Origin of the sequence: Microcoleus sp. B3-D2 (genome assembly GCF_036705345.1) — a bacterium.
Classification (GTDB): Bacteria; Cyanobacteriota; Cyanobacteriia; order Cyanobacteriales; family Microcoleaceae; genus Microcoleus.
In genome coordinates, this window is the sequence record NZ_JAUBUG010000008.1 from 75,100 (window position 1) to 88,812 (window position 13,713).

The window sequence follows — 13,713 nt, forward strand, 5'->3', positions numbered from 1 at the left end:
AAAGCTTTTATATATAGCAGCGTAAGGCGCGCCGAGGCGCACCCTACCGGATAGATATGCAAGGGTAATTTCTATTCCTCTCAAAGCTTTTTTTGATCTCAAACAGCTTTGTTCTATTTTTTCTTTGAATCAGAAACCTCAGCAATCAAATCATCTTTATCAACTTTGGGTACAAAATCAGGGCGTTCTTTGGCTTCCCAACCGGGGGGACGCTTGGAGTTATACCAGGCGACAGAGCCGATCGTAGCTGCCGCAATAAAGCCAGCAACAAGAACTAATATTGGAGTGCTCAAGCTGACACTTGATTCCGGCACTGGCTGCTGCATCAGCAGCTCAATCATTACTCGCCGGATGGGTGCAACAACTGCTATGGGAGTGGTCAAGCTGATACCTATCATTAGGCTAAATCCTTATCTACTCTACTTTTACATTATCTTAAGTGCTAAGGACGTTTGGTTGATATATCGGAAGACAGAAAAATTGACAGAATTGCCGTCATAATGTTTAGAGCTTGAAAATAGGAGAGCTGATTTTATGCCGTTGCCGACAATAGCATTGCTGTTGACTGCTAGTTTCAGCCTGGGTGCTTTACCGCTAACGGAATGGGCAGTGCGAGTGTTTGGCCGCCGAGATTTGAGGGCGCTGGGCACGGGGAATGTGGGGGTGTCTGCAGCTTTCATTCACGGGGGGAAATTAGCGGGAATTGCTGCGGTGTTGGTAGAAATTGCCCGGGGTATTGTGCCAGTTTTGGCGGGGCGATTTTGCTTCCCGGATGCACCCGCGATCGCGATCGCCCTGTTAATTCCTCTAGTTGCGGGCAGATATGCGATCGCCCGAGGTGGAGGCGTGACGAACGCGGTGTGGGGTCTTTTGGTATTTTCGCCGCCGGTGGCTGTATCATCGGGCATTTGGGGGCTGCTGGCGTGGGGTTTGGCACAGCGGTGGTGGGGTGAGGGCGATCGGGCGAGACTCTTTGCTTCCCGTTGCGGGTGTCTGTGTACGCCAATTTGGGTTTGGGTGTGGCGACAATCAATGCCTGAATTTTTAGCAGCAACAGGGTTAGCTTTGTTGTTAGCAGCAATTAATTTCAGTCAGGGTGATGATATGGCTTTATCTAAATCAGAACAATTGTTTTCTCTTGATGACTCGTTAGATGCTGCAATCTGCGGCGATAAAGCTGCTAAATTGTCTCAACTGAAACGCGGCGGTTTTAACGTACCTGCTGGTTTTATATGGGCATCGAAGGAAGAAGGAAGAGGGGAGAAGGAAGAAGGAAGAGGGAAGAAGGAAGAAGGAAGAGGCGATGAGGAAAATGCCGATCGACTGTTAATCAGTAATTCTGTAATCCAAAATCTAAAATCCAAAATCCAAAATCGAATGATTGTGCGTTCTTCTGCTGCGGGAGAAGATGGCGATACAAGTTCTGCCGCCGGACAATATCAAACTATTGGCCCGGTTTTCACCGAAGCAGAATTGCTCGATGCAATTAATCGCTGCCGCCAGTCTTATTGGACTTCCGAAGCTGTGGCTTACCGCCGCCAGCGACAACTCCCCGATACCCAAATGGCTGTATTGATTCAGCCTTACATTGACAGCCAAATTGCGGGAGTCATGTTCAGCCGCAATCCTTTAGATGGCGGTTCCCAGATTATTATTGAAGCTTTGCCGGGAGGTGCTGAATCAGTTGTCGGCGGACAAGTTACTCCGGTTCATTTAGAAATAGATTTTAGTACACCTGAATCATTAGAAAAAAGTTTAAGTGAAGTTGAAAATAATTCTATTATTGATAAATCGATTATAGCAAAATTGGTGAAACAATCGCAAGCAATCGAAGCTTTTTTTCACGGCATCCCGCAGGATATTGAGTGGAGTTGGGACGGCGAAAAAGTTTGGATTTTGCAAAGTCGGCCGATTACAAATTTACAGCCTTTTTGGACGCGCACTATTGCAGCAGAAGTGATTCCCGGTGCAATTCGCCCGCTAACTTGGTCCATTAATCGACCGCTTACTTGCGGGGTTTGGGGAGAGATTTTTCAGGTGGTTTTGGGCGATCGCGCCAGTGGCTTAAACTTTAATGAAACGGCAACTTTGCTGGGTTCTCACGCCTATTTTAATGCGACTTTGTTGGGCGAAATTTTTCGGATGATGGGATTGCCAGAGCAGGGTTTGGAATTTTTGCTCAGAGGGCAAAAGATGGGCAAGCCGCCTTTGGGGAAGATTTTGCCTAATTTGCCTGGTTTGTGGCGTCTGGTGCAGCGGGAGAGGGCGCTGAATGCAGAATTTAAACGCGATCGCACTTCTATTTTCCTCCCCGCACTGCAAAGTCTGGAGAAGGAAGAAGGAAGAGGTTTGAGCGAAGAAGAAATATTAATGCCCAATGCCCAATGCCCAATGCCAGATTATCAATATTTGTCGGAATTGTTGGAGAAAGCCGAGCAAATTCAGGAGTGGCTGAAACCGATTACTTACTACAATATATTAGGGCCGATCGGGCTGGCTATTCGCAAGGCAATTTTTCGCGTTTCTGATGAATGGCTGGACAATGAAAGCGCTCCTGAAATTGCTTCTGTGCGAGCGTTGCAGCAGTTGGCTCAAAAATTGCGGCAAGCTGCTGTTTCGCAGTCTGACGAAACTGTTTCAGTCGCACATTTAGCACAGACATTTTCTGAAACTCCAGCTTTACAAGCAGACTTTGAAAAGTGGCTTGATATTTACGGATATTTGAGCGAAGTGGGAACGGATATCGCTGTTCATACTTGGCGAGAACAACCGGAAGTTTACCAAAAACTGCTAATAAGTATGGCTCAAAAAGCCCAAATTAATTTAGTCGAAAAGCGGAAATTAGGCTTGAGTTTTGGGCAGGAGTGGCGGCTAGATAAATGTCAGGAAAGAGCGAGCGTCAAAAACGAAATTAGCGAAATTTACGCGCGGTTGTTGGCTCATCTACGCTGGACTTTTTTGGAGATAGAAGCTTGCGGATTGGCAATGCAGGTGTTTCAGGAAAGCGGGGATATTTTTTATCTGGAATTTGGGGAAATTCAGCAATGGATTCGCAGCGGGGCGAGTGTTTCGTTTAAGGATACAATTACGGCAAGGCGCGATCGCCTCTTAGCCGATCGCGATCGTCCGATTCCCCCTGTCGTCTACGGCAATTTGCTGCCAAATTCTCAGAAAAGGTCGATCGAACTTGCCACATCCGCAACTAATATCATCCAGGGAATTCCAGCAAGTATTGGTCGTGTCGAAGGCTTTGTCAAGATTTGCCGCACCGCGAGCACAGATTTAGGAGAAAATGCGATCGCAGTAGTTCCTTACACCGATGCAGGTTGGGCACCGCTGCTATTAGGAGCAACAGCAATTATCGCCGAAGTTGGCGGCCAACTATCTCACGGAGCAATAATCGCTCGCGAGTACAAAATTCCCGCAGTCATGAATATTTCTGAAGCGACCACTCGCTTGCGAGACGGTCAAAAAGTCCGAGTAGACGGGTATCTCGGCACTGTAGAACTGCTGGAATAATTAGCAACAGGCAAGATGCCTGTTCCACAAAGAGTTGATTTCTTGTAAAACAGGCATCTTGCGGAACGGGCAAGATGCCCATTCCACAAGAAAATTGAGTTTTGTGGAACGGGCATCTTGCCCGTTCTTGAAAATGGTGAAAGATGTAAGCTCAAACCAATAATCTCGTAAACCCGCCCCGACTTTCCTAAGCCTTTAAGAAATTCTGGACAACATAGTTCCCCACATTTCTACCCGCACTTAAACCATCTACGTTAGCACTCATGAAATGAATGCCTCCGTAAATGCGACTGATGCCCGATTCATCGGCCGCTGCGCTGAAGTTTTCATAGGTTCGCAAAGTGTTGACAGTTTTGTCTCCCGGATCTCCAAAGCCGTAATCCGAACCAAATACAGAACTCATAACGACATCGGCTGCACCGCTAAAGGTACTGTGGCCCGACATGTACTCAGGGAACGGCGGAGTAGGTATCAGCGAAGTCCACAGGGGGTCGGCTGTGGTTTCGGGATTGTTGTCTGTGTCAGCTTGGCGGATAGCTGTCACCGGGCGCCATAAATTGTACTGGTACTTGGCATCCCAGCAGCTAATAGCTGCATCGGCCAGAGCAATATTCAGCAGGGCGAACAAGCGGGCGCTATCTTCTAAGGATTGACCAGTGAGAGTCGCTGTTTCTTCGGCGATTTGGTTCCAGTGGCCCGGAGGCGTAAACGTCCCAGCGCCGTTGGCCCAGAATTTGGCGATCGCTGTTTGGTCTGGGGTGCGCGTGAGGCTGTCACTTTTGCCGATTTCTTTGACGTAGTTAAGTTCCTCTGCGTACTTGGCGCTGTCAAGGGCGGGCGGGCCGTCCGGGCGGAACTGAGAACCGCTAGTCAGCGCAAAGGGAGTCACGCCCCCCCAATGCGGCGCCAGCGGGGCGGCCAGGGCGGGGGGAGTCGGCACCCAACTGCCAAGGTTGGTTGAGGGGGTGTACTCCACTAGATTCGTGATGCCGTCTGTACTCCGCGAACTGATAATTTGGTCGGCAACTTGCTGTCCCAGGGCAATCCCGTCTTGTTTGGCTTTGCCGTCGGTAATTTTAGCTAGAGACGATGCGTATGCTTCGTCAAATGTGGCTGCTTGTGCTGGGTAGAGGAGGCGTAAGACGCCGTAGGCGGCCGCGGCGGTGGCTGCTTCTGCTGATGTACCTGCAGGTGGGTCTATTTCCACGAGGTAAGGGGTGTATTTTTTGCTGATAGAGTTAACAGCATCGTAAATGGCTGCGTGAACCATTGCCATGTTGCGGGAGGCGAGGGGAGGCGCGGTGCTGGCTGTCCGCACTGCATTCAGCATGACTCCGTTCCACTCGATGACAGGGTTTCCCGATAGCTGATTTGTGAATTGGTCGCGGTTGATTGTGTTGCTGTTGACTCCCGGCAAGACTGCTAAATACTCGCCCGTGAGTTTGTCTTGAATGACGGTGCTGTTGCTGTTGGCACCGGTGCCTTGCTGGATGTTTAAATCTTCAAAGGTGAGGCCGTCTAGCAATCGAATTTTGTCATTGCCGTTGCCGAAGTCGGCGATGTAGTCGGCTGTGGCTACAGTTGGGCCGCCGCTGCCTTTAGCAATGGCAAATATATCATCGCCTGTGCCGCCGCTCATGGTATCGCTGCCTGCGCCCGCGTAGATGATGTCGTTCCCGGAATCGCCACCAATTAGGTCGGTGCCTTTGCCTCCCCAGAGGATGTCATTGTCCGCACCGCCAAGAATCGTATCGTTGCCTGAGTCGCCGCAGATTTTGTCTTTGCCGACATCGCCTTCGAGATAGTCGTCTCCGCTGTTGGCATAAATGATGTCGTTGCCATCCAAGGCGTTAAATCTGTCTGGTTCGGTGGTTCCTTCGAGATAGTCAAACTTAGAACTAGAGGTCCGGGATGCCATGTTTATTTATTGGATATTTTGATTAAATCGCAAAGGTTTCGTAAACTCTATAGATGCTTAAGTGTGTTTACCCCTAGTTTAATATTATTAAACTTTCTGGCGCGGAAGTAAACACCACAACACAGCTTTATTGAATCTTTAATATTTAATGGGCTTTTTATAAAGTTTTGCGCTCTGAATGTGCGTAAAAATACAGTCCTTAAAACTGCCTCCCATACTGCCACTTGGTTAAAATTTTACAAAAAAACATTTTTTTTAAATTTAGAGCAATATAATTTTTACCTTCATAAAAGGCGCGGATGGTGTAACTGAGTAAGTATATATTGATTAAGCACTTCTCAAGGCTGCGATCGGGTCTAGTTTGGCGGCTTGGCGGGCGGGGACAACGCCGAAAAAGAGGCCAACTGCACCGGATACACTGACAGCAAGGGCGATCGCCACGGGCGAAATACCAGCTTGCAAGGGCGTGAAATTACCTACAAGCAAGATACCGCCGACACCTACGCAAGTACCGACTATCCCTCCGGCAGCCGACAAAATTACAGCTTCGACAATAAATTGAAACAAGATATCTTGTTGGGATGCGCCGATCGCCTTTCTGAGCCCGATTTCCTGAGTGCGTTCGCTCACCGACACAAGCATAATGTTCATAATCCCAATTCCGCCGACTAAGAGGGAAATGCTGGCAACAGCAGTTAACATCAGAGTCAAAGCGCCGGAAATTGCCCCCATTCTTGCCATTAAATCTTTCTGGTTTCTGACACTAAAATCATCTTCGGTAGTAATTTTGTGCCGCAATCTCAGCAGGTTTTCCACCTGAAATTGCGCCGCGTCCATTTGCGATTCATCTTTAATCGAAATAAATATCGACGTGACAGCCAAACCGTAGGGAGATGTGCGCCCGACTATGCGATTGGCCATTGTGGCGATCGGCACAGCGGCGGAATTGTCAAAATTCGTGCCAAAAGATGTGCCTTTGGGGGCCAATACTCCAATTACTTTGAGGCTGACATTTTGGATACGCACCTGTTCGCCCAAGGGATTTGTATTGCCAAAAAGTTTCTCCGCTAATTCTGAACCGAGAACCACAACTTGGTTACTTTGCTTAACATCAAGTTCGGTCAAAAACCGCCCTTTTGCCATTTCAAAACTTCTGACTTCTAGAAATTCGGGAATCGTGCCAAAAATTAGAGCAGAAACATTTTTGTTGCTGTAGCGAACTATTTCGGAACTGTTAAGTTCCGCTGACACGCCTTGAACGGAGGGAACTTGAGTGGCGATCGCCTTTGCATCTGGCAGTACGAGAGTTTGAGGCACATTTGTGAGAGAACTTCGCCTCGCGTTGGGAACTCCAGGCCTCACGATTAATACATTTGTACCCAGCGATTGAACTTGTCCTGCTACAAATTTTTGAGCTCCTTCTCCAATTCCAATCATGGCAATTACTGAGGCGTTGCCGACAATCATGCCGATCATTGTTAAACTGCTGCGAGTTTTGTTTGCTAGCAGTGTTTGACCTGCCATTTTGACGCTTTCAATAAAATTCATATTTTCTTTAAATGAACAAGAAGGAACAAGAAAAACAGGCCAATGTCATGGTTTGCTGTGCGTCAAAATCCCAGGGGATTGGGATTGCGACGCACAGCAAACCATGACACACTTAATAATGAATTACTACAGTCAACAGTCAACAGTCAACCGTCAACAAACTGATTAAGCACTTCTCAAAGCCACAATCGGGTCTAATTTAGCAGCTTGTTTTGCAGGTACAATGCCGAAGAATAAGCCTATGCTGCCGGAAACACCGACTGCAAGTGCGATCGCCACTGGGGAAACGCTAGCTTGCAGAGGAGTAAAAGCAGCGACTAAAAGCACGCCTCCGATACCGAATCCAGTGCCGATCGCCCCGCCTGCCGCTGACAAAATCACAGACTCGATCATAAACTGAATCAGGATATCCTGCTGAGATGCTCCGATCGCCTTTCTCAATCCAATTTCCTTGGTGCGTTCGGTAACAGAAACCAGCATGATATTCATAATCCCGATGCCGCCGACAAACAGCGAAATTGCTGCCACAAAAGCCAACATCAACGTCAAACCACCAGTAATGTTGCCCAAAGTTTTCATTAACTCTTTCTGATTTCGGACTGTAAAATCATCTTCTTTAGTGATTTTATGACGCAACCTGAGCAGATTTTCTATTTGAAATTGGGCCGCTTGCATCATAGTTTCATCTTTGATCGCAACCGAAATAAATGTTACTTTTGTACCGTAGGGAGACGAGCGACCTACGATCCGGTTGGCCATTGTTGTCAGCGGCAAATAAACGTTCATATCTTGATTGTCGCCAAAACTTGAACCTTTCGCCTGCATGACTCCAATCACTTGAAAGCTAGAATTTTTGATGCGAATGTATTGACCCACTGGCTGTGTATTGCCAAACAATTGTTCTGCTGCTTCCGATCCTAAAGCAACCACATTTTCTTGTCTTTCTAAATCTAATTTGCTTAAAAATCGACCTTGACCGACATCAAAGCTTCTAACTGTCAGAAATTCTGGGGTAGTTCCGACAATGGAAGATGAAACGTTTTTATTGCGGTAAGTAACGAGTTGACTATCATTGAGAGTTGGTGCGACTTCTTGGACAGAAGGAACTTGAGATGCGATCGCCTCTGCATCTTCCACTACTAAAGTCTGTGGCGGAATCACCGGCCGGCTTTGGGCTTCAGGACTTCCGGGAATAATAAATAGCAAGTTTGAACCCAGAGAGTTAACTTGTCCCTCGATAAATGTTTGAGCTCCTTCCCCGATACCGATCATCGAAATGACAGAAGCATTGCCTATGATAATTCCTAACATCGTCAAGGTGCTGCGAAGCTTGTTTGCCATCAAAGTTGTGACGGCCATTTTGACGCTTTCAACAATATCCATAATTTTTAGAAGGAAGAAGGAAGAAGGAAGAAGGAAGAAGGAAGAGGGAAGAGGGAAAAAGGAGCAATCATGAAATAACAAATAACAAACAACCAATTTGCAATTCACAATTGGTAATGCCTTCTGCCCTCTGCCCCATGCCCTATTTCTGATTCTTGATAATATCCTCTAATTTTTTACCTTGAGGAAGTTCGGTAAAAACGCGATCGCCCGCTTTTGCACCCTCTAAAATCTGAATCTTGTTGCCAATAGTCGAGCCAACCGTAACAGGCTTAAACTTCGGCTGTTGTTTCTCATCAGGAACTAGCACACCCGTTTGACCTTTATTAGTCACAATTGCCACCGTCGGCACAACTAAAGCATTGCTCAGCTTTTGACCGACAAATCTCAAATCTACATTCATCCCCGATTGCAGCGACTCTTTGCCTGTATCAATGGCAACTCGAACTTGAAATAGCGTCACATCCCGTTCCTTAACAGCTTCCGGCGCAATTAATTTAACGCGACCTTTAAACACTTTATCTGGATAAGCATCAGCCACTATTTCAACTTCTTGGCCCGGTTTAATTTGACTGATATCAGCCTCCGGGACTTTCGCTAAAACTTCCACATCTCTAGCCAAAGCGACAATCGATGTCGAAGTTGCCGAAGTAGCTTCCGATGCCGAAGTTGCCGGAGTTACAAAAGCTCCTTGAATCGCGTATCTTTGGGTAATAACTCCAGCAAATGGAGCGCGAACTTTCGTATCTTCTAACTGGACTTCTTGAAAGCGAACTTGAGCTTGAGCTTCGGCTAATTCAGCTTGAGCTTGAGCTATTTCTTCCGGGCGAGAACCGTTTTCTTGTGCCGCCAATTGGCTTTTAGCTTCAGCAACTGCTGCTTCGGCTTTGGCGATTTCTTCTGGACGGTTGCCGTTTTCTACTTGCGCTAATTTGCTTTTTGCTTCGGCAACTTCTGCTTCGGCTTGAGCAATTTCTTCGGATCGCGTGCCGTTTTGCAATTGCTTCAATGCTTGCTGCTCGACTTGCACAGCAGCTTGCAGTTGCTGAATTTGCGACTCCCGACTTTCTTGCAGTTGTTGCAGGCGTCTTTGGGATTCTATTAATTTAGCTTGGGCTGTACGATTTTCTTTAATTAATTCATCCAGTTTATCTTTAGCCAGAGCACCTTCTTCCACTAACGGCCGATTGCGTTCTACCCGTTGAGCGGTTAGTTCGGCTTGGGCTTTACTCGAGTCAATTTGCGTTTGTGCTTGGGCAATTTCTTGTTTGACACTGCCGGTTTTAGCATCTGCTAAACGAGCTTGAGCTTGGGCTAAACGAGCTCGCGCTTGGCTGACTTCTTCAACGCGGCTGCCAGCTCGCAGTCGTTGCAAACCTGCTTGAGTTTGCTGCAAGCGAGCTCTGGCTCCTGCAACTTCTTCCACGCGGCTGCCCGCTTGGACTTGCGCGAGACTGGCCTCTGCTTGCTCTAAGCGCGCTCTGGCGCTGGCGATGTCTTCCGATCTATTTCCTGCTTCGATTTTGGCGAGTTTAGCTCGCACGCTGGCTTCGCGGGCTTTAGCTTGAGCTAGTTGAGCTTCTACATCGCGGCTTTCCATGCGAGCCACGATTTGTCCTGCTTGGACTTTATCGCCCTGTTCGACAAATAATTCTGCTATGCGCCCGGAGCCTTTGGGGCTGAGATTCACGCGCTGTACGGGCTGCACGGTGCCGCTCGACGTGATCCGCACCGTGAGGTTTTGCGCTTCCACCGGCACTGTCATCGTGGCGATCGCATCTACTTTCGGCTGCGATCGACTTTTTGCTATATATATGGTGGTCGGTACAGCTAGCAACCCGGCTGCAACCAACCCAATCGCCCACCGCTGCGGTTTGCGCGCGGGTTTCTTCGGAGACTGCTTTTGGGCGGTTTTGTTATCTGCAATTTTGGTCTCTGCGGCCTTGGTGTCTACAGTCTGAGTATCTTCCACCTTGACCTGAGCAGTTTCCTTTTTAGGGCTAACGATCATACCGACTCACCTAATTTAATCTCAGGATTACCTTTAAAGGTAAAATTTTTTCAGATGCTTGGCATCGTCTTCCAGACTCATCCCATCGGGTGATTTTAAAAAAGTTCCCCAACCAGCACCTGTAAACAATTATAGCTAATCGTTGCAAATTATTAAATAATGTTAAGTTTTTTCAGCCAAAAGAGGTGGACCCAAACAGAATCGCTCCTGGCTGCTGGCAAATAAAATATATTTTAGCAGACAATATTGTTTTTGGGATCTAGGAGTACCCCTCTCACAAGCGATCGCAGTGGGATATGACAGCGGGCGATCGACCGTCACTAGGTTATTGCGGACTCGTGTTCGCGAAGCGATGACATCTAGGAGTAAAAAAAGATTTCTCCACAAATTCTGACAAAAATCAAGTTTGAACTCTCGAAAAAACCCTCAAAACAAGACAAAGAAGTACAGGGAAGATCCGGATTTGTACCCGTGAGAGCAAGGTGGGGGAAAAGAACGGTCAAATGCTTGGGTGGAAAGATACAAAATTTTAGTCAAGAACTTTCAGAGAACTTTGGATAATGCGACTGCAAAGCTCAACTTTTTTTTATTCGACTGAAGCTTAAAAGGCTTGCACCCTCTTCTTAGATGTCAAATGGGTTCTAGAGATGATTTTTGCTCGCTCTAATGCTAATTTTTGTTTTTAATTATACTACATACAATAAATATTGTACTATATCATTGATGAAAATCATTAAGAACAGTTGCTCTAAACATCAAACTAAAGGATTTTGTGGAAAATATCTCTTTCCCAAATTTGGACTGCCGTAGTCAGCCTTTGCCCAATCCTGGGACGGTTACAGTAAAGGGAAAATTTTTCTTTGTTGGGGAAAAGAAATTCTTCCTCAAGGGGGTGACCTATGGTACTTTCTCGTTAGGTAGTCACGGTGCGCCTTTTCCCGAAAAACCTATGGTAGAGAAAGACTTTGCACTGATGGCAGAGTTAGGGGCAAACTGTATACGCACCTATACCATTCCACCCGATTGGCTTTTGAATCTAGCGGCAACCTACGGTCTCAGAATACTCATTGGTATACCTTGGGCTCAGCATATTGCCTTCCTTGACTCCTCTTCTACTAGAGCAGAGATTCGTCAGACAATTGCCAATGGGGTGAAAGCCTGTCGAGAGTATCCGGGTGTATTTGGCTATTTGATTGGTAACGAAATTCCTTCGGATATTGTGCGGTGGCACGGTGCCAAGCGAATCCGTGCTTTTCTTAAGGAGTTAATGGGGGTGGTAAAAGATGCCGATCCAAAGGCGCTTGTGAGCTATGCCAATTATCCTTGTACTGAGTATCTAGATATTGACTTTACTGATTTCTTATCTTTTAACGTTTACTTACATCGAGAAAAGGATTTCCGCAGCTACCTCTCCCGACTGCATAACCTGGCAGAAGATAAACCTTTGGTGTTAAGCGAGTTTGGTGTTGACTCAATCCGTGAGGGTACCCAATCCCAAGCCGAAATTATCGCTCAAAAATTGTCAACCAGTTTTGATATGGGAGCAGCGGGGACGATCGTGTTTTCTTGGACTGACGAGTGGTTTACGGGGGGGTCTGCTATCGAGGACTGGGCTTTTGGTCTAGTGGATGCCGAACGAAGTAAGAAAACTGCGTTCCAGACAGTGCAACAGTATTACACAGCACATCTGCCACCAGCATTACCGGAGTATCCTCGGGTCTCGGTGGTTGTATGCGCGTACAATGCCGATCGCACTATTGACAGTTGCCTAGCTTCTCTCAAAGAACTCAACTATCCGAACTACGAAGTTATTGTAATCAATGATGGATCGACTGATGGCACTCTCAAAATCGCCAAATCTTATGACTATATCAAACTAATCAGCCAGGATAATAAAGGGCTAAGCGTGGCACGCAATGTAGGTCTAGCAGAGGCAACAGGTGAAATTATTGCCTATACCGACTCGGACTGCGTAGCCGATCCAGACTGGCTTACTTATATGGTTGCCAAGTTTCTGTCTTCAGGACTTTCGGCAGTGGGTGGACCAAACTTCCCTCCCCCAGAGAACTCTCTTGTCCCCTCCTGTGTTGCCGTGTCTCCAGGTGGGCCAACTCACGTCCTTTTGAGTGATGAAGTCGCTGAACACATCCCAGGTTGTAACATGGCTTTTCGCCGTAAGGTATTAGAGGAAATAGGAGGCTTTGACCCCATGTTTCATGCAGCGGGTGACGATGTTGATATCTGCTGGCGCTTGCAAGACAAGGGTTATACAATTGGCTTTAGCCCAGCAGCAGTAGTGTGGCACTTTCGGCGTAACACAGTTAAAGACTACCTTAAGCAGCAGCGCGGCTATGGTAAAGCAGAAGCTCTCGTATATTTCAAACATCCCTACCGCTTTAACCTGCTGGGACAATCGCAGTGGCTAGGCAGGATCTACGGCGACCTTTCCTCTAGTTTCCTCTCCGGTCAGCCTGTTATTTACTCTGGGGGTTTTGGTCGCGGGTTGTTTCAAACCCTGTATGAGCCTCCCGCCTCCTTCCTCTCTTATCTTCCTCTGACGCTGGAGTGGAATGTCGGAGCTGCCTTGTTGTTTATTTATTTAGTCTTGTCGGGTGGCAACCCGTGGTTAGGTATAGCACCGCTCTTTTTATCATGGAGCTACTGTATATCCGGTTCGCTACGGACCCAGATGGATAGTCGTTTTCAGGGACTGCAAGGTCGTTTGCTAGTGGCATTGCTGATTTACTTAGGTCCTCTTGTACGCAGCCTAGAGCGTTACTTTTGGCGGAGGCGGGGACTTAGCCAGGTGGAGCCGATAAAGTTTGACGAGCTTGTGCAAAAACCTGAGATTTCTTGGCAGAAGCGATCCCTTTTCTTATCCTATTGGACGGAGGTAGGTCTGGAGAAAGAGAGTCTGATTCAGGAAGTGATGGACTTCCTCTTGCCCCGCAAGTATTTTATTACCGTCGATCAAGGATGGAGTGACTGGGATCTGAAGATTCATCAAGGATTCTTTCCCAGAGCAATGATTAAAGTTTGTACCGAAAACCACGGAGGGAATAAGAGACTCTTAAGAGTGGGGTGTACGCTAAGGATGTCGCGGATGGCTGCAACAATCCTATGGTTTTGGGTTTTGGTTACAATTGTGTCTCTTATTCTAGGCCTGACTAAGGTAGCCGTAGCTACAGGAGTACTTGGTGCAGTGATCGCAGCGATCATTTTGTATCAGCAGTTCTGTTTGGGGCGCACGATGTACCACGTCCTAGAGATCGTGGCTAAGAAATTAGAGCTAGTGCCAGTCCCTTCAATAACTGAAAGGGTCACATCCTAACCA

Annotated in this window: 7 protein-coding genes; 2 read left to right on the forward strand and 5 right to left on the reverse strand. The window is 47.2% G+C overall.

Translation table 11 applies throughout. From position 1 onward, the window contains the following. Positions 1 to 113 precede the first annotated feature (113 nt). On the reverse strand, positions 114 to 326 hold the full coding sequence (gene psb35 / locus QUB14_RS05040) for a photosystem II assembly protein Psb35 (RefSeq protein WP_190732354.1): 213 nt from the start codon (positions 324 to 326) through the stop codon (positions 114 to 116). A 208-nt stretch (positions 327 to 534) separates the two neighbouring features. Between psb35 and QUB14_RS05045 the strand changes: the two genes are divergently transcribed. Beyond that, on the forward strand, positions 535 to 3,519 hold the full coding sequence (locus QUB14_RS05045; protein WP_333215459.1) for a glycerol-3-phosphate acyltransferase: 2,985 nt from the start codon (positions 535 to 537) through the stop codon (positions 3,517 to 3,519). Positions 3,520 to 3,706: 187 nt separating this feature from the next. Here the strand turns inward: QUB14_RS05045 and QUB14_RS05050 are convergent, their stop codons facing one another. The 4 genes from QUB14_RS05050 to QUB14_RS05065 all read right to left on the reverse strand — a co-directional run bounded on the left by QUB14_RS05050 (position 3,707) and on the right by QUB14_RS05065 (position 10,379). Beyond that, on the reverse strand, positions 3,707 to 5,437 hold the full coding sequence (locus QUB14_RS05050) for a chemotaxis protein CheB (RefSeq protein WP_333215457.1): 1,731 nt from the start codon (positions 5,435 to 5,437) through the stop codon (positions 3,707 to 3,709). Between the two features lie 327 nt (positions 5,438 to 5,764). After that, on the reverse strand, positions 5,765 to 6,985 hold the full coding sequence (locus QUB14_RS05055) for an ABC transporter permease (protein ID WP_333215455.1): 1,221 nt from the start codon (positions 6,983 to 6,985) through the stop codon (positions 5,765 to 5,767). 165 nt (positions 6,986 to 7,150) lie between these two features. Beyond that, complete coding sequence (locus QUB14_RS05060) at positions 7,151 to 8,368, reverse strand: ABC transporter permease (protein WP_333215453.1); 1,218 nt, start codon at positions 8,366 to 8,368, stop codon at positions 7,151 to 7,153. A 142-nt stretch (positions 8,369 to 8,510) separates the two neighbouring features. Continuing rightward, positions 8,511 to 10,379 (reverse strand): efflux RND transporter periplasmic adaptor subunit, encoded by a 1,869-nt coding sequence (locus tag QUB14_RS05065; protein WP_333215451.1) that lies wholly within the window; start codon positions 10,377 to 10,379, stop codon positions 8,511 to 8,513. A 772-nt stretch (positions 10,380 to 11,151) separates the two neighbouring features. Here QUB14_RS05065 and QUB14_RS05070 point away from each other — a divergent pair. Beyond that, positions 11,152 to 13,710, forward strand: a complete 2,559-nt coding sequence (locus QUB14_RS05070) for a glycosyltransferase (RefSeq protein WP_333215449.1) — start codon at positions 11,152 to 11,154, stop codon at positions 13,708 to 13,710. The last annotated feature ends 3 nt before the right edge of the window (positions 13,711 to 13,713 follow it).